Annotated in this window: 14 protein-coding genes; 10 read left to right on the top strand and 4 right to left on the bottom strand. The window is 70.5% G+C overall.

Annotated features, from left to right (window positions below; all coding sequences use genetic code 11):
• Positions 1-88: 88 nt before the first annotated feature.
• A complete protein-coding gene (locus ACFY9I_RS13350) occupies positions 89-1,090 on the top strand; it encodes a M28 family peptidase (RefSeq protein WP_391000787.1) in 1,002 nt (333 codons plus the stop codon).
• A gap of 792 nt (positions 1,091-1,882) precedes the next feature.
• Here ACFY9I_RS13350 and ACFY9I_RS13345 read toward each other — a convergent pair.
• The 4 genes from ACFY9I_RS13345 to ACFY9I_RS13330 all read right to left on the bottom strand — a co-directional run bounded on the left by ACFY9I_RS13345 (position 1,883) and on the right by ACFY9I_RS13330 (position 7,684).
• Positions 1,883-4,048: a hypothetical protein gene (locus ACFY9I_RS13345; protein ID WP_391000784.1), complete on the bottom strand. Its 2,166-nt coding sequence runs from the start codon at positions 4,046-4,048 to the stop codon at positions 1,883-1,885.
• Between the two features lie 500 nt (positions 4,049-4,548).
• Positions 4,549-5,796 carry a tetratricopeptide repeat protein gene (locus ACFY9I_RS13340; protein ID WP_391000782.1) on the bottom strand — a complete coding sequence of 416 codons (1,248 nt, stop codon included), beginning with the start codon at positions 5,794-5,796 and terminating at the stop codon, positions 4,549-4,551.
• 8 nt (positions 5,797-5,804) lie between these two features.
• Complete coding sequence (locus ACFY9I_RS13335; protein ID WP_391000779.1) at positions 5,805-6,482, bottom strand: hypothetical protein; 678 nt, start codon at positions 6,480-6,482, stop codon at positions 5,805-5,807.
• 167 nt (positions 6,483-6,649) lie between these two features.
• On the bottom strand, positions 6,650-7,684 hold the full coding sequence (locus ACFY9I_RS13330) for a peptidoglycan DD-metalloendopeptidase family protein (RefSeq protein WP_391000777.1): 1,035 nt from the start codon (positions 7,682-7,684) through the stop codon (positions 6,650-6,652).
• A 307-nt stretch (positions 7,685-7,991) separates the two neighbouring features.
• Here ACFY9I_RS13330 and ACFY9I_RS13325 point away from each other — a divergent pair, with 307 nt between their 5' ends.
• The 9 genes from ACFY9I_RS13325 to ACFY9I_RS13285 all read left to right on the top strand — a co-directional run bounded on the left by ACFY9I_RS13325 (position 7,992) and on the right by ACFY9I_RS13285 (position 16,459).
• Positions 7,992-8,414, top strand: coding sequence for a DUF6668 family protein (locus tag ACFY9I_RS13325; protein ID WP_391000774.1), 423 nt, complete (start codon positions 7,992-7,994; stop codon positions 8,412-8,414).
• Entirely contained in the window at positions 8,411-8,695 is a 285-nt protein-coding gene (locus ACFY9I_RS13320; protein ID WP_391000771.1) for a hypothetical protein, read from the top strand. Before ACFY9I_RS13325 ends, ACFY9I_RS13320 begins: the two co-directional genes overlap by 4 nt.
• Before the next feature lie 195 nt (positions 8,696-8,890).
• Positions 8,891-9,205 (top strand): hypothetical protein, encoded by a 315-nt coding sequence (locus ACFY9I_RS13315; protein ID WP_391000768.1) that lies wholly within the window; start codon positions 8,891-8,893, stop codon positions 9,203-9,205.
• A gap of 35 nt (positions 9,206-9,240) precedes the next feature.
• On the top strand, positions 9,241-10,005 hold the full coding sequence (locus ACFY9I_RS13310) for a hypothetical protein (protein WP_391000766.1): 765 nt from the start codon (positions 9,241-9,243) through the stop codon (positions 10,003-10,005).
• A gap of 1 nt (position 10,006) precedes the next feature.
• A complete protein-coding gene (locus ACFY9I_RS13305; protein ID WP_391000763.1) occupies positions 10,007-11,200 on the top strand; it encodes a hypothetical protein in 1,194 nt (397 codons plus the stop codon).
• A gap of 126 nt (positions 11,201-11,326) precedes the next feature.
• A complete protein-coding gene (locus ACFY9I_RS13300; protein ID WP_391000760.1) occupies positions 11,327-12,820 on the top strand; it encodes an SCO6880 family protein in 1,494 nt (497 codons plus the stop codon).
• Between the two features lie 35 nt (positions 12,821-12,855).
• Positions 12,856-14,319, top strand: a complete 1,464-nt coding sequence (locus ACFY9I_RS13295) for an ATP/GTP-binding protein (RefSeq protein WP_391001441.1) — start codon at positions 12,856-12,858, stop codon at positions 14,317-14,319.
• Entirely contained in the window at positions 14,316-16,076 is a 1,761-nt protein-coding gene (locus tag ACFY9I_RS13290; RefSeq protein WP_391000757.1) for a TraM recognition domain-containing protein, read from the top strand. Before ACFY9I_RS13295 ends, ACFY9I_RS13290 begins: the two co-directional genes overlap by 4 nt.
• The gene (locus ACFY9I_RS13285) at positions 16,073-16,459 is read left to right on the top strand and encodes a DUF4913 domain-containing protein (protein ID WP_391000754.1); all 387 of its coding nucleotides are present in this window, start codon (positions 16,073-16,075) and stop codon (positions 16,457-16,459) included. The genes ACFY9I_RS13290 and ACFY9I_RS13285 overlap by 4 nt, the downstream gene beginning before the upstream one ends.
• Positions 16,460-16,636: the final 177 nt, after the last annotated feature.

The following is a 16,636-nucleotide window of genomic DNA, read 5'->3' as shown; positions in this document are numbered from 1 at the left end:
GCACCATCCAGGCACCTCATTCACTGTGGACGCGCCATGGGTCGGCCACCAGCCGTCCATGGGGTCCCTATGGAATTCGGAGCCCCACATGAAGCTCTCCGTGCCGAAGACGAAGCCGATGTCCGCCGGCCGCAGACCGGGGCGGGCCGCCGTCACCACCGTCGTGGCGGCTGCCGCGCTGCTGACCACCGGATCGATGGCCGGAGCGGCCCCCGCCGCCCAGGGAGCGGCCACGCCGCCCGTGAAGGTGGCCGCCGCGCCCGACCTGCCGGTGGCGAACGTCAAGGCGCACCTCACGCAGTTCCAGTCCATAGCCGTGGCGAACGGCGGCAACCGGGCACACGGCCGCGCCGGCTACACCGCGTCGCTGAACTACGTGAAGGGCAAGCTCGACGCGGCGGGCTTCACCACCACCGTGCAGTCCTTCACGTCCGGCGGTCGCACCGGGTACAACCTGATCGCGGACTGGCCCGGTGGCGACCCGAATCAGGTTGTCATGGCCGGTTCACATCTGGACAGCGTCTCCTCGGGCCCCGGCATCAACGACAACGGCACGGGATCCGCCGCCGTGCTGGAGGCCGCGCTGGCCGTGTCCCGCGCGAACTACCAGCCCACGAAGCACCTGCGGTTCGCGTGGTGGGGCGCGGAGGAGCTGGGCCTCGTCGGCTCGCGCTACTACGTCAACAACCTGTCGTCCGCGAACCGGGCCCGTATCAGCGGCTACCTCAACTTCGACATGATCGGCTCACCGAACCCCGGGTACTTCGTCTATGACGACGACCCCGTCATCGAGCAGACCTTCAAGGACTACTTCACGGGGATCGGCGTTCCCACGGAGATCGAGACCGAGGGTGACGGCCGCTCCGACCACGCGCCGTTCAAGAGCGCCGGGGTCCCGGTCGGCGGCCTCTTCACGGGGGCGAGCCGCACCAAGACGGCCGCGCAGGTCGCGAAGTGGGGCGGCACGTCGGGCCGGGCGTTCGACCGCTGCTACCACTCCTCCTGCGACACCACGTCCAACATCAACGACACGGCGCTGGACCGCAACGGGGATGCGCTGGCGTACGCGGTGTGGGAGCTGTCGGAGTAAGGGCGGCTCCGCGCAGGCGGTGCTCTGTAGGTGAGGTGGCTCCGGGGTCGGCCTGCGGGACGTGCGTTCGCGGCCGACCCCGGGCGTGTCTGGGGGGGCGGCCCCGGGTGTGGGGCCCCGGGTGTGTGCGGGCGGCCCCGGGTGTGCGGGTCGGCCGGTTACCGCGTCGGCCTGTGGGCGGGGTCTCGGGGCATCGGTGAGGACACCGGCGGGCGGGTCGCCGTCGCGGTGTGGTGTGGTGTGAGCGCGTGGGCGTGGGCCGGGGTCGCGCTCGTCGATCGGAGGCGGGACGCGACCGGGGTGGGCATGTGTGTGCCGTGCGTGAGATCGGCGGTCACTCCGGAGCGCAGGGCGCCGAGTCGGGCGAGGTGGCCTTGTCGCTGCTCGGGGGTGAGCGACGCGGTGTCGACGCTCAGGGCGGCACGTACGGCCGCGGGGTGCGTCGGGATCGGGGCCGCACCCTCCGCGGGGGCGCGGGAAGGGTCCAGTCCGGCGGAGCGGAGGGCCGCGGCGTAGGCGCTTCGGGGGACCGCTTCGGGAGTTCCGCGGCCGGTTCCCCGATGCCGCCCAGGCGCCCTGCCGCTCACCGGCTGCCTCGTGGTGCGCCAACTCATCGTGCCGGTGAGCTCGTTGACGTAGACCTCGACTCGCGGACGGCCGACGGGGGCGGATGTCGGACTCGGAGATCGGCGGCGGGCGGCTACGGCGACGGACGTGGGTCCGGAGCTCTGCTCAGCTCCGGCGATCCGTCGGGCTTCCGCTCCTCGTCCTCGTCCTCGGTCGTGGTCGTGGTCACTGACCATGAGCGTGTGGGCTCCTGCCGTAAGGGGCCGCGTCGAGGGCGCGGGCCCGTTCGGTGAGGCGACCCATGCGGGTACGGGCCTTCTCCAACTGCTCCAGATCATCGGCGGCGGGGCCGTCGGCGGCGGCGAGTTCGGTCCAGACCGTGATGAGATCGCGGCCCAGGTGGAGCCCCTGGAGCGGGTCACGGACCGCGCGCCAGGCCGCCGCGGCGCTCTGGATGTTGCCGTACGCGGCACGTGGGTCGTGCAGGCGGTGGCGTAGGGCGGCAAGGTCGAGGGAGACGTGGAACGAGCGGAGTGCGTCACCGGCCAGATAGGCGATGTAGGCGGTGAGTTCGCGGATCCGCAGGACCTCCGGATGCTGAGGGCCGAGTACTTCAGTCGCCTGGAACACGATCTGCTCGGCCATCTCCGCGGCCTCATTGATCCGCCCCAGCTTCACGGCCTCGTTGATGCGTGACATGGGCTCCGCGAAGGGGGAGGCGGCGTCACCACTCGTCTCCTCCGGGTCCAGCACGGCCTCGGCGACCGCGAACTCGCGCACGGGGGCGGGCTTCGGGCCGGGGTCCTCTTCCACCACCTTCCACTCGGGGGCGGAGTAGGGCTCGGCTGCGGACTCCTCCGGAGGCGCCAGGGTGGTGGGCGCGTCAACGGGCTGCGGCGCAGTCGGCTCCGGTGTCACCTCGTGGAAGGACTCCTGGGGCACGGCGGGCATGGAGGCGGGCCGCGGGGTCGGAGGCATGGCCGGGGGCCACGGCTGCGGTTCCAGTGAGACGGGGCCGGGCACCGGGGTCGTCGAGGTGTTCTGGTGGGGCTCCGGGTGCGCGCCTCGGTCCTGCTGCCAGGTCGGCGGGGTCAACCATGCCGGGTCCTGGTGCGGTTCGGGAACAGGGATGGGGGTGGGGGTGGGGATGGGCTGCACTGTGACCGGGCCGAACTCACCTGTGGGTGGTGAAACGGTGCCGGTGGAGCAGGCCTCGTCGCGGGCGGCTTCGGGTGCCGGAGGCGTGTGGTGGTCGTCCGTCACCGGGATACCCGGGAGCGTCAAGGGGAGGCCCGGCGTGGGGCCGGACCGCGCGAGCGGTCCGGCCTTCGGTTCCGGAACGGCACGCAGGACGAACGTCGACGGTGCGACACCACCGGCCACCGACTCCGGCTGTCCTTCCTTGGCCGCCGTGAGCGGCATCGTCCGGGGCTCTCGCCCAGGTCGCTCGGATCGCTCGGGTCGCGCGAGTCGCTCGAGTACGGCAGGAGCGACCGTCTCCGACGTGTCCGCCGGCTTCGCGGCCGACAGCCGCATCGTGCTCGGCTCCCGCCTGGGCCGAGGAGCGGGATCGACCGGTCCCGGCCCGCCCAGCGGTGTCCGCGCGGACGGGGCTTGGGACGCCACCGGCGGCGCGGCCGGAGGAGCCGCCTGAGGAGAGGGCAGCACAGCGGGGGCGGACTCCTGAGCGACCCCTCCGGCCGAAGCGGACCGCTCGGCCGCCGGGCTCGGCACGGGCCGTACCTCGGACTCGTGCCGCGGTTCAGGCGCGGCCCGGTGCGCGGACACCCCCTCGGGCTCGACCGCCGGTTCCGGCATCGCCGACTCCGGAACGGCACGGAGTGCGTGGGTCGGCTTGTCACGACGCGGTGCCTGGGGAGCCCTCGGAGGCACGGCGGCGACCGGCGGCACGGCTGCGACCGGAGCCCCCGAGGGGCACTCGGCGACAGCCTCGGGCGCGACCGCCGCTACGGCCGGAGCCGCAGCCGCCCGCCGTTCGTCCCTCGACGCGGCGTCACCCCACGGCTCATCCATCCGCACCGGCTCCCCCATCGGCGCCGCCGAATCCATCCGCACCGGCTCCCCCGCGAACTGACTGGCCCCGTCCGCGCACACCCGCAACAGCACGACGTACCCGATGCGCTCATCGTGGACCGTGGCATGGACGGGGTGACCGGTGGCAAGGGCGATGCGGTGGAGATGACGCAGGACGGCATCCTGGATCTCCTCTCCGTCGGCCGCGAAGACGGGCACGGCGCCGATCGACGCAGTGCCCACGCCCGGGCCCGCCACGGGGACATGGACGTCGACCGGCACCGCCACCGACGCCGGGGCGGCAGAGGACGCCGAGCGCTTCTGTTCCCGCTTCTTGTCTCGGCTGGGTCGACGCATCTGTTCCCTCACTGTGATGTGCCGGGGGAACCGGCCCCACGCGCTTGGTGCCAAGTCTCCCGTCAGCTCCACCATTTCACGTCACCATGACGTCACAGCCACGTCCCAGATGCCCGGCCCACAGCTCCACCCGCCCGTGCGGCGAAGGATCAGCGCTTCGGGCCGCTGGTATTGCTCCCCGGCGGTGTCGGGCCGGGTTGCCGGGGTACCCGCCAGGGCGCGGAACCGGTCGTCCTGCCGGCCTGCTTGTTCGAGGCGCTCTGCGAGCCAGGGGCCCCCTGAGCCCTTCCCTTGCGATGGAGTCCCGCTGCCTTGGACACCGAAGTCCCGGCACCGCCAGCCTGCGGTGAGACGGACGCAGATGAGGAGAAACCACGGAATCCAGCTCACCCCTGCTGCCCCTCGCCGCAGCTCGCCTGGAGCGAGCTGGGGCGAGGACGGGCGGCGGCACCCACCATCGGTCGCGCGAACGCGTCGCCCAGCGGTGGCGGGCATCAGCGTCAGTGGCCGTAGGGCTTGCGTGCGTAAGGGTCGTCCGCGAAGACGCGTGCGCGTTCGGCGAGACGGTCCATGCGGGCGCGGGCCGCCTCGAGCTGATGGGCGTCGACTGAGGCCGGGCCGCCCTCGTTGACCAACTCACTCCAAAGGGTCATGAGTTCACGCCCGAGTGCCAGCCCCAGAGACGGATCCCGCACAGCTCGCCATGCGGCGGCCGCACTCTGCACATTGGCGTAGGCCCGCGTATCCCGCCGCCGCATACGTATCTTGGCGAGATCCATGGACGCAGTGAAGGAGCGCTGCGCATCGCCTGCCAAGTATGCAATGTAGGCGGCGAGTTCACGGAGCTGAAGGACCTCCGGGTGCTCCTTGCCCAACGTCTTCGTCGCCGATGCGATGGTCTGCTCCGCCATCGCTGCCGCCGTCTCGATCCGGCCCATCTGCAGGGCTTCGTTGATCCGCAGCACCGGCTCGGCGAGAAGGGAGGGGGCGACGGCGTGGTCGGCGGCGGGGGACGGCGCCGCATGAGGTGTCAAGGGGACCTCGGGCGCCGGAGCGGATACCGGGGAGGCAGTGGCCGGTACCGCCGTCGCTGCGGGTGGCGCGGGCGGGGCATCGGCTGGTGTCAGCTCGGGAACCGCCTCCGACGCCGGACCAGAAGTCAGAACGGATGCTTGTGCTCCGGCTGACACGTGCTCACCATCGACAGGTGTGGGCGCGGGCGCGACCTCATGGGCCGGCCCAGCCGATGGTGCGGCCGTACCTGGTGCCACCCGCAGCAGCCGTGTGGTCCCGTTCGTGTCCTGCTCTCGCTGTTCCTGCGGCGCCACGGTGGCCTGCGCGTCCACAGACTGTCGAGGCCCCACGCCCTGCTCCGCCGTACTCCCGACCGGGCCCACCGTCGGCGGCCTCGTCGCGGCCGTCGCGCCCGCTGCCAACCGCTTCGGCTCGCCGGTGAAACGGCTGGACCCGTCGGCCATGACCTGCAGTGGTGTGCGGAACCCGATGCGTTCATCGTGGACCGTGGCGGCGACCGCGTACCCCGTGGCCAGGACCAGGCGATGGAGATAGTTCAGGACCGCGCCCTGCACGCTCTCGCCGGGGCCCGCGACGACGGGCATGCCGCCCACCGTCGCCTGCCCGTCCACGGACACATGGACTTCGATGGGCTTAAGCCCTGGTGTAGAGGCCTCTCCCGCCCCGGGCTGGATCCGCTGTCGTTTCTTCTCGCCGCGGCTGAATCTGGACATCGCTTCCTTCACTGGGCGGACGGGTCGGCAGCCGAGGCCGACGGCTCCTCGGGGCTCGGCGGTGCCACAGCCTCGACCACGATGACGTCGTCCACACGCCACGGTTCGCCGGCGGACGAACGTACCAGCTTGGTATACGCGGTGAGCCGCGGCCCGTGGCCCGTCCAGCCATCCCGGCCGTGGGCCTTGCCCTCCACGACGAGCGAGCGGTACGCCACCTTCTTGCCGTCCTTGGGTGAGTCGTCCTCCAACTCGATGCTCACCGTCACCGTGGTCCAAGCCCGGTGCCGGGCCCAGGTGTTCCAGTCGGCTCCGGGGCCGCTGGCCGACTGGTAGGACCGCTCGGCGTCGGCCTTCCGCTTCGAACACCAGCGGACCGCCCGCAGCCCGGCGTCGTGCGGACTCGTGTCGTACTTGGTGTCGTAGCTGTACGTCATCTCGGCCCACGCCTTGGAGACCGCGGTCGGGTCGCTGTCGTCCACGGCTCCCGGATCGGGCACGTGTGCGTCGGGGCCCAACGGTTTTCCAGACGGCACCGGCGCCTTGGGAGTGAAGGAGGGCTCCGCCGACGCCGATGGGCCGCCCTGTCCGGTCGGGCCCTGCCGGTGATCGGGCAGTCCACAACCCGCCAGCAGGACAAGGCCGGTGGCAGACGCGAGCAGCCCGGCCACGGCCCTGCTCGGCACGCGTCCGGAACGGTTCGCCCGTGTCCATGACACCGTTGACGTCCGCTGTCGCACCCGGGTTCCGGCCGTCCGCATGACGTCCCTCTCATATGTCCCGACGGCGGCCCCACCCGCCCGAGATTCCTTCTCGCGCCGGGCCCCGCCACCCACTATTCGTCCCGCTTCCACTACTTCAGCCCCAGCCACGGTGCGGGATCGACGTACTGCCCGTTCTCCGTGACCTCGAAGTGAGCGTGCGGGCCGGTCGAGAAGCCCGTGGAGCCGACCGCCCCGACCCGCTGTCCGACCTTCACCTGCTGCCCCACGGAGACGCTGATGGCCATCATGTGGTTGTACGTGGTGGTGACCTTCTTGCCGTTGATGGTGCCGTGCGAGATGACCACTCGGTTGCCGTAGCCGTTGGACCATCCCGCGAAGGTCACCTTGCCGTCCCTGGCCGCTCGGAACGGCGTGCCCGCGGGGGCCGCGAGGTCGATGCCGGTGTGTAGCTTGCGAACGTGCAAAGTCGGGTGCATACGCATGCCGTAGGGAGAAGTGACGATCGGGTCGCCGGGTAGAGGCATGGCCATCCGCTGACCTTCGGGGATCTCGCCCTGCGGGTCGTCGACCGACTCGTACTTGGGTATCAGCGATTTGATGCGGGCGACGTAGTTCTGGGTCTCGGTGTACGGAGGTATACCGCCGTACTGCTCGACAGCCCCTGGGCCGGCGTTGTAGGCGGCGAGCGTCAGGTCGAGGGTCTCGCCGGAGGCCACCCCGGCCTTCTTGTACCCCTCGACGTCCTCTGCGAGGGCACAGTCGTAGCGCCCCTGGGCCATGATGGCGTCACCCGGATCGTACGGCGACGCGCTGCCGTTGCCGTCGTCGTCCCTGCCCCAGGTCTTCCAGGTTCCGGGCATGAACTGGGACAGTCCTTCGGCACCCACCGGTGACTTGGCGTTGGGATTCCAGCCGGACTCGGCCTCGATCTGGGCCGCGATGACGGCCGGCTTGATCGCGTCGCACTGCGCTCCGGCCTTGAGGACCCACGGGACGTACTGGGCAGGCACCGTGCCGTCGTTGAGGCCTCCGCCAACGGCGCTTCCCTCGGCTGCGGCGTCATCTCCACCAGCCACACCGACCATCATGATCAGCGGCACGAAGACCATCGCGACGCCGCCACCCACGACCCAAGCCGTGGCGCCTCCCCCGTTCTGCGCCATCCGCTCCCCTCAGCGTCAAGTTGTAATGTGGTGCGGCCACTTGAGTCTCACGGGCGACAACCTTCGCGTAAGTAACCACCCGGTCACGAAACTGTCCCAAGGTGTCCAGTGGCGTCACCCGCCACTCTGCCATCAGAGATGATCAAACCGTAAGCCGCTGATTGGACTTGAGGGGGAGTTGGCGGTGCAGGGGAATACCCCGAGCGGACCGGAGATCTGGCTTCGAGGGCCGGTCACCACACCCGAGCAACCGGCGCCCGCTCCACTCGCCGCCGAAGTGCACGCAACTCCACACCGGTTGGTTTGGATGGCCGCGCATGGCGGAGCGGGCGCCTCGACGTTGGCCGCTGTCTTCGGCGGAATCGACGCCGGGCGTAATTGGCCCCGCCCCGACAAAGGGGAGCCGAACTCCGTGCTTCTGGTGGCCCGTACGCACGCGGCCGGTCTGCAGGCGGTGTCGTGGACGCTCGATCTCTTCCGCCGCGGCGAGCAGCCACCGGGACTTGAACTCGTCGCCGTGGTGCTGGTCGCGGACGCGCCGGGGCGCCTGCCCCGCCAACTGCTCCAGCGCATCAAGGTGATCGGTTCGGCGATCGAGATCCACCGGGTGCCTTGGGTGCCCGCCTGGCGGACAGGGGATCTCACCGCCCCTCCGCCACGGGAGACAGCCAGGCTCGCAGCCCTGGTCACTCCGCCTGGACAAGAGACACACACGAGGAGTGACCGATGAACGCCGGACTTACGTGGGCCACCCTGGCGTACACCCCCCCGGCGGAAACCACCAAGGGGCTGGACCAGGTCCTCGGTTACATCGCCTGGCTTGTCACTGCTGCAGGCGTGGCGGGCCTACTGATCGTCGGCTCCCGCATGGCCGTCGCGCTGAAGACGGGCAACGCCGAGGAGCATCTGCGCGAGTACCTCATCGTGCTGGGCGCGTGTGTCATCGGAGCCTGCGCGGGGCCCATCGTGACGTTCCTGGAAGTGGCGAATTTCTGGTACGTCCCTGAGTGACCGTGCCGAGGCGTCACCTCCGGCAATTGTCACGAACATGCCATTACCTGTTGGAGATTCCGTACAGCCCTTGGTGTTACGGGATTTCCACGGCCAAGCTCACTTCGCCACCACGGGCCGGCCTCAGGACCGGTCGGCCCACCGAACCTGCAAGAAAGCCGTCGGCCCGGCAGCCGACCGTATCGGGGAGAAACAATGTTGAAGTCCCTTGCCCACAAGGCCCACCAGCACATCGTCCTGGCGGCTGACCCCCCACCGAACGGCGACGTTCCGAACCCCAAGAAGGAAGCCCCGGGGGCGCTCACCGAAAAGGTCGACACCGTCCTCGGCCTCTTGGCCTGGGTGGGCACAGCGGCCGGTGTGGCCGGCGTCCTGATCACCGGAGCGATGATGGCGATCTCCATGCGCCGCGGCGAGGGCTCGGAGCACATGGGCCGGCTCGGCATGGTCCTCGGCGGCTGTGTCCTGGTGGCCTCGGCCGGCCCGGTCGTGACCTTCGTCTTCAGCTGATCCGGCCAGGGCCAGGACAGAGAGGAAGTACCACCATGGTGAACTCCGGCCGGTCCCGCGGGGGCAGCGGAGAGTGGGAGCAGCCGTTCTGGCAGCAACGGGGCTGGATCCTGTCGGCCGGGTTCCTGCTGGTGCTGGTCGTCCTTGCCGCCGTCACCCTGATGACCAGCGGCGACGACTCATCGGAGGCCTCCGGTTCCCCTGCCCCGACCGCCACGGCTTCCGACGGCGACGAGAGCGGGAACGAGAACGACCGCCCCGCCGGGTGCCGCACCGACGACAGCGAGCAGGACAAGCCGACCTCGGCTCCCAAGGACATGTACTGGAAGGCCGGCGGAACCACCCTGGTGCCGGTCTCCAAGTCCGCCGGGCCCCTCAAGTTCGACGGGCCGGTGTGGTCCTGCTTCGCGCACACCCCGATGGGGGCGGTGTTCGCGGCCCACGCCATCACCAACAACTTCGGTCTTGAGGGCTGGCGCGAGGTCGTCGAACGGCAAGTTGTCCCGGGTGCGGGACGGGACGCGTACATCGCCAAACGCTCAAAGCAACAAAAAGAGTCGGCTGCGGGCCAACCGAGTGAGGAAACCTTCGCCGGCTTCACCGTCCTCGCGTACAACGAGAAGGAATCGACGGTGATGATCCTGGGGCGCGTTCCGAGCGTTGACAGGTACGGCTCCCTCTCCGTGACACTGCGCTGGCAGGACGGCGACTGGAAGGTGCTCCCCGACCCCGACGGCACGATCTATGGCGGCGTGTCATACACCGACGGGACCAACGGCTTCATCACATGGGGGACATGAGATGGCGGACTGTCTCGACGCGCCCTTGCAATGCCTGAAGGACGGCATCAAATACCCCTTCGAAAAGGTCGGTGAGACCGCTGCGGGCGGCGCCGTGGAGGCCTTCGCCAAGGCGATCGGTACCGCCGCGTCGGAGACGCTCCAGGTGCTTAACGGTATCTGGATGGAGGTCAGGCTCGAAGAGCCGGACAAGCCCATTACCGACATTTACGACACGACCGGTTGGCTGGTCGGCTACGTGGCCGTGGCAAGCCTTCTCATCGCGGCGATAAAGATGGCCCTCGACCGGCGAGGCGAGCCCATGAAGCAGGCGTTCATGGGCATGTGGAAAGTCCTCCTGGTGGGAGGGCTCGCGGTTCCCACGGTGCAGGCGCTCTCCACCGCCTCGGACGCCTACGCCAAGGACGTCTACGCGAAGTCCAATCTCGGCGATACGGCAACCACGCTTCTCGGCGTGACCTACCTGTCCTCACCTGGTCTCGTCCTCGTCTTCGGACTGCTGGTCATGCTGTCGTCCTTCGTCCAGATCTGCCTTATGTACATACGCATCGGCGTGCTCATCATGCTGGTCGGTACGTTGCCGCTCGCCGCTGTCTCCTCGATGACCGGGTGGGGCGAGGGCTGGTGGAAGAAGCACATCGGCTGGCTAGCGGCCTGGCTGCTGTACAAACCGGCGGCGGCTCTGATCATTTATTCGGCCACCGCAATGACCAGGGACACGAAGGACCTGGAGAAGACCATCGCCGGTATGGGGATGCTCATCCTCTCCGTCTTCGCCCTGCCCGCCCTGCTCAAGTTGATCGTCCCGGCCACCGCCGCTCTGGGCGGCACGTCCGGCGGCACGGTCACCCTCAACGCCGTCAACAACGTGGCCAGCGGCGCGGTCAGCATCGCCGGTGGTGCGGGCGGAGGGTCCGGGGGCGGTGGCGGTGGCGGAACACCTCAGGCCGGTGGGTCCGGGCCGAAGGGCTCTCCATCCGCCGGAGCCGGCACCCCCGCTGGAGGTGCGGGCGGAGCCGGTGCGGGCGGAGCCGGCGGTGGTGCCGCAGCCGGAGCGGCCGCAGGCGCCGCGACGGGTGGGGCGTCCGTGGCTGTCCAGGCCGCAGCGGTAGCCGCGCAGACCACGATCGCCGCCGCGAGCGAGGTGGCCAACTCCCTTGATGACAACGACGGGATGAAGGGGCACAACCAATAACCCGTCGGAACCGATGACCACGTTGGACCGCCGACACCGGTCCTTGCCGGGCCGGGAACCCTCCTGGCCCGGCTTCGCCTCTCTGTGCCAGCCATAACGCCGTGCAAGCCGGAAGAAGGAAACCCCATGTCCTCCGACGCCATGACGCGTCCCACGTACGGGAATTGGCGGCGCCCTCGTCGCCCCGGATTCGGCCCGCTGGGCCTCCTCGGTACCGTCGTCGCCTTCGGCGGACTCCTGGTGGCGCTGCTGGCCTCGCTCGTCTCCCTCATGGCCGCCATCGCCGTCCTTGTCCCCGTAGGGCTCTTCCTCGCCCCGCTGGCCTTGCGCACGGTGGACGGCCGCAACATCTACCAGCTTCTCGCCATCCGCATCGGCTGGATGAAGCGGAAGGCCAACGGCTCGACCACCTACGTGTCCGGCCCGCTCTCCCGCCGCCCCGGAGGCCGCTTCCAGCCCCCCGGTCTGCTCGCCCGTACGAAGATGCACGAGGGCCGGGACGCCTACGACCGTGCGTTCGGCGTGATCCACCACCCGGGCCGCAACCTCTACACCGTGGTGCTCGCCTGCGAGCCCGACGGCGGCTCGCTGGTGGACCCGGAGCAGGTCGACGTCTGGGTGGCGTCCTGGGGCGACTGGCTGTCCAGGCTGTCCCACGAGCCCGGTCTGCGCGGTGCCCAGGTCGTCGTCGAGACCGCTCCGGACACCGGCACCCGCCTCGCCGCCGAGGTCCTCCCCCGTATCTCACCGGACGCCCCCGCCGCGGCCCGCGCCGTGATGGAGGAGGTCGTCCAGCGCTACCCGTCCGCGTCCTCCGAAATGCACACCTACATCGCGCTGACCTACGGTCCGACCGGCGGCCCCAGGCGTGACGTCGACGATGTGATCACCGACCTGTCCATGCGGCTTCCCGGCCTGCTGTCCGGCCTTGTCGCCGCCGGTGGCGGATCCGCGTACCCGCTGTCGGCCGAACGTCTCGCCGAGGTCGTCCGTGTGGCCTACGACCCAGCCATCGCCCCGGACGTGCTCAGTGCCCGCGCCGAGCACTCCACCACCGGCCTGGAGTGGGAGGACGCCGGTCCCGCGGCCACGGTGGAGACCGTCAACGCGTACAAGCACGACTCCGGTGTCTCGCGCACCTGGATGCTGACCCTGGCGCCACGGGGCACCGTCCGTTCCAGCGTCCTACGGGGTCTGTTGGAACCGGCCGCAGGCACGCGCCGCAAGCGGGTCTCGCTGATCTACCGGCCGATCGACCCGGCGACCTCCGCCCGGATCGTGGAGTCCGACCGTCGCTCCGCCCACTTCATGGCGAGCTCGCGGGGCGGCCTGGTCCAGGCGCGTGCCACCTCCGAGGTGCGCGCGGCGGAGCAGACCGCGGCCGAGGAAGCGGCCGGTGCGGGCCTCGTGGAGTTCTCCCTGATGGTGACTGTCACCGTCGACAGCGAGCAGGAGCTGCCGGACGCGTCGATCACCGTCCGCAATCTCCAGGCGTCCTCGCGCATCCTGATGCGCCCGGCCGACCGCATGCAGGCGTCGGCGTTCACCTGCACCCTGCCGGTCGGCCTGCTCCCGTGGGAGCACACCCTCGTTCCGTACCAGGTCAGGGAGGCGTTGTGAGCAAGGGCAAGCAGCAGCGACCGCCGCGCCCGGCCATGGCACCACCGCGCGGCTGGTACGGGCCGGGCGGCGGCCAGGTCGGCCATGTCGACCCGCCCTCGATGTGGCGGGCGACCACCGTGCAGGCGTGCGGCCTCTGGCCCTTCGCGGCTGGATCGGGCGCTCCCATGACCGGCGTACCGCTCGGCCAGCATCTGCACACCGGTGCGACCGTGTGCGGCGACCCCATCTCCTGGTTCACCCGCGCCCGTTACATCTCCAACCCCTCCCTCTTCATGCTCGGCATGCCCGGCCTCGGCAAGTCCACGCTGGTCAACCGGATGCTGATCGGCATGTCGGCGACCGGGATCACGCCGCTCGTCCTGGGCGACCTGAAGCCCGACTACGCGGACACCGTAAGGGCGCTCGGCGGCCAGGTGATCTCCATCGGCCGAGGTGTCGGCGGCATCAACGTCCTGGACCCCGGAGCGATGGGCGAGGCGGCGGAGCGGATAGGCGGCGAGCGGGGCCGGGTCCTGGCGGCGGAGGCACACGGCCGCGTCCTGAACATGGTCGCGGCGCTCATCACCATCGTCCGCGGCCGCCCGATGGACGACCACGAGCAGTCCGTCCTCTCCGCCTGTCTGCACCATCTGACGGAGCGTACGAAGCCGGGCCGGGCGCCTCTGCTGCCCGATCTGCTGAGGGTGCTGGACGAGGGCCCGGACCGCGTTCGTGCGGTCACTCTCGACCGTGGCGACGACGCCCGTTACCAGGAGGCGGTCGACCCCCTCCACCGTTCGCTCCTCGGCGTCCTGGACGGCCCCCTGGGAGACACCTTCGCGTCCGAGACCTCGACCCGTATCGACCCCGCCTCGCCCGCCGTCTGCGTCGACATCTCCCGTATCGGCGAGGCGGACACCCAGCTCACCGCCGCTGCGATGCTGGCGGCCTGGTCGGACGGCCTCGGCACGGTGGCCGCCGCCCACGCCCTCGCGGACGCCGGCCTGGCCCCCCAGCGCTGGTTCTTCACCGTCCTCGACGAGCTGTGGCGACCCCTGCGCGCCGCCTCCGGCATCGTCGAACGTATCGACGCCCTCACCCGTCTCAACCGGTCCCTGGGGCTGGGAGACGCGAAGATCACCCACACGCTCAAGGACGCGGAGGCCCTCGGCAGCGAGGCCGACCGGGCCAAGGCGCGCGGCTTCGTCGAGCGGGCCGGAATGGTCGTGTGCGCAGGGCTGCCCCGCACCGAGATGCGCGAGCTGGGCGAGATCGTCGGCATGTCGGAGCGGGAGATCGAGCTGGTCTCGTCCTGGTCCTCGCCGCCCGGCTGGGCCAGCACCGGCGGCAACGAGGAGCCGCCGGGCCGAGGCCGCTTCCTGATCAAGGTCGGTGGCCGTCCCGGCATCCCCATCAAGGTGTCCATCACGGAGACCGAACGCAACCTGCACAACACCAACACCCGATGGACCGGGAACGCACTGAACCTCAAGAAGCCCACGGAGGCGTCGAGATGAGCACGCGCCCGGCACGCAAAGGTCAGTCCTCCGGTGACGACCTGCTTCCCTGGATCATCCCGGGCGTGGCCGTCCTCGTCGGCGGCACCTTCGCCGGCGCCTGGCTGGGCGGCACACTTGGCGCTGCCGTGTCCGGCGCGGGCTGGAACCCGCCGCCGTTCTCACTGGAGACCCTGGCGACCCTGGTCAAGGACGGCCCGCAGGAGCTGTGGCCCACCGCGTCGAGTGGCGCGGTGACGGCCGGTATCGCCACCGTCTTCGGGATGTTCGTCGCGCTGGTGATCACCCTGATCATCCTTGTGCGCGGCCGCGTCAAGCGCCCCGACGGCCTCGCCGGCCGCAAGGAACTGGCCGGCATGCTCCCCAAGGGCGCGGCCGAGCGGGCGCGCGCCCTGCGCCCCTCGCTCGCCAAGTCCGCCAAGCTGGAGCCGGACCAGACGGGCAACCTCCTGGGCAATCTGGAGCCGGGCGGGCCCGAGCTGCGCTCCAGTTACGAGGACGTAGAGCTGGACCTGATGGCACCACGCGCGGGAAAGTCCACCGGCATCGCCGTACCCCGCGTCCTGCGGGCCCAGGGCAGCGTCCTGCTGACCTCCAACAAGGCGGACGTCTACAGCGTCACCCGCGCGGAACGCGAACGTACGGGCCAGGTCTGGGTGTTCGACCCACAGGGCATCGCGCACACCCCTCGCGGCATGTGGTGGGACATGCTCGCCGACGCCGCGACCATCGAGGGCGCCCGCCGTCTCGCCGGTCACTTCGTCGGCGCGGTCAACGACGACGCCTCGAAGCGGGACTTCTGGATCTCGGCGGCGCAGAACACGCTCACCGCGCTCTTCCACGCGGCCAACCGTGGCGGGCGCGGAATCGACGAAGTCCTGGCCTGGCTGGCCGACCCGGCCGACCGCACCCCCATCGACCTGTTGCGCGACGCGGCCATGCCCGCCCTCGCCGACCAACTACAGGGCACGATCCAGGGCGCCGTGGAGACCCGGGACGGCATCTACGAGACCGCACGCCAGTGCGCGGCCTGCCTCCTCGACCCGGCCATCGCGGCCTGGGTGACCCCCGACCCGCAGATGCCGCAGTTCATCCCGGAGCAGCACGCGCTCTCCACCGACACCCTGTATCTGCTGTCGAAGGACGGCGGTGGCTCGGCCGCGGGCGTCATCGCGGCCGCCGCGGACTCGGTGCTGCGCGCCGGTGTCGTCGCCGCCGAACGCATGGGCGGCCGTCTCGACCCGCCCATGACGGCGATCCTCGACGAGGCAGCCAACGTCTGCCGCATCTCCGACCTGCCCGACCTCTACTCCCACCTCGGCTCCCGCGGCATCAACATCGTGACGCTGCTGCAGAGTTACCGCCAGGGCGTACGGGTCTGGGGCGAGGCCGGGATGGACGCCCTGTGGGGCGCCGCCACCATCAAGCTCCTCGGCGCCGGCCTCGACGACGCGGACTTCGTGGAGAAGGTGTCCCGGCTGGTCGGCGAGCACGACGTGTCGACGGTCAGCTACTCCAGGAGCAAGGACGGCCGCTCCCGCTCCACCTCCTACCGCCTGGAGCGCATCCTGCCCGCCGACCGCATCCGCGCCCTCCCCAAGGGCACCGCGCTGCTGCTGGCCACCGGCATCAAGCCCGCCATGGTCAGGCTCCGCCCCTGGTACGCCGAACCGGGCGCCGACCGTATCCAGGCCGCCGCCCAGGCCGAAGTGAAGGCCATCACCGCCCGCGCCGCAGAGAAGGCCTTCCACCAGTGACCACCGCTCAGGAACAAGCCGACGCACCGCTGTTCATCCTCTACCTGGACGGCGAGGACTACGCCGAGGAGATGCGCAACCTGGCCCTGTGGGTCTCTGACCTCCTGCTGCCCGTGTACGGCCGCGAGGTCACCTCCCAGCAGCCCTGGTGCCCGCGCTGGTGGGAGCACCTGGAGGCGGTGGCCCGGCTGCACGGCCTGTGGCTGGCCTGGCAGGAGTGCACCGACCCGGCGGCCGGCGCCTCGGGCCCCGCCGTCTGGCACCGCGACCACCTCGGGCCCGTGCTCGCCGAACTCCGCTCCGCCACGGGCCCGTTCGCGGGCTGCAAGCAGGGGAGTCACCGGGCGAAGGCGGTACCGGTGGTGGAGGCGTACAACGGCTGACGTTCGAGCGACGCTCGGTGCGAAGATCGCCCAAGGCAGTCGGTGCCGGCGAGAACTCCCCACGCGACGAGAAGGAACAGAAGATGTACAGGACGAAGGCAGTCGTGGCCGTGGCCATGCCCCCTGACAGGAATGCTGCTCGCCTGATGCAGCTCGGATGGTGACGGCGGTTCGGAC

It is taken from the genome of Streptomyces sp. NPDC012510 (genome assembly GCF_042955065.1).
Classification (GTDB): domain Bacteria; phylum Actinomycetota; class Actinomycetes; order Streptomycetales; family Streptomycetaceae; genus Streptomyces.
The sequence above is the reverse complement of the archived record's forward strand: the minus strand, read 5'-3'. Positions and strand labels throughout refer to the sequence as shown.

Coding starts and splice junctions, on each gene's coding strand:
- ACFY9I_RS13350 (WP_391000787.1), top strand. CDS start 89: ATGAAGCTCTCCGTGCCGAAGACGAAGCCGATGTCCGCCGGCCGCAGA.
- ACFY9I_RS13345 (WP_391000784.1), bottom strand. CDS start 4,048: ATGCGTCGACCCAGCCGAGACAAGAAGCGGGAACAGAAGCGCTCGGCG.
- ACFY9I_RS13340 (WP_391000782.1), bottom strand. CDS start 5,796: ATGTCCAGATTCAGCCGCGGCGAGAAGAAACGACAGCGGATCCAGCCC.
- ACFY9I_RS13330 (WP_391000777.1), bottom strand. CDS start 7,684: ATGGCGCAGAACGGGGGAGGCGCCACGGCTTGGGTCGTGGGTGGCGGC.
- ACFY9I_RS13325 (WP_391000774.1), top strand. CDS start 7,992: ATGGCCGCGCATGGCGGAGCGGGCGCCTCGACGTTGGCCGCTGTCTTC.
- ACFY9I_RS13320 (WP_391000771.1), top strand. CDS start 8,411: ATGAACGCCGGACTTACGTGGGCCACCCTGGCGTACACCCCCCCGGCG.
- ACFY9I_RS13315 (WP_391000768.1), top strand. CDS start 8,891: ATGTTGAAGTCCCTTGCCCACAAGGCCCACCAGCACATCGTCCTGGCG.
- ACFY9I_RS13310 (WP_391000766.1), top strand. CDS start 9,241: ATGGTGAACTCCGGCCGGTCCCGCGGGGGCAGCGGAGAGTGGGAGCAG.
- ACFY9I_RS13305 (WP_391000763.1), top strand. CDS start 10,007: ATGGCGGACTGTCTCGACGCGCCCTTGCAATGCCTGAAGGACGGCATC.
- ACFY9I_RS13300 (WP_391000760.1), top strand. CDS start 11,327: ATGTCCTCCGACGCCATGACGCGTCCCACGTACGGGAATTGGCGGCGC.
- ACFY9I_RS13295 (WP_391001441.1), top strand. CDS start 12,856: ATGGCACCACCGCGCGGCTGGTACGGGCCGGGCGGCGGCCAGGTCGGC.
- ACFY9I_RS13290 (WP_391000757.1), top strand. CDS start 14,316: ATGAGCACGCGCCCGGCACGCAAAGGTCAGTCCTCCGGTGACGACCTG.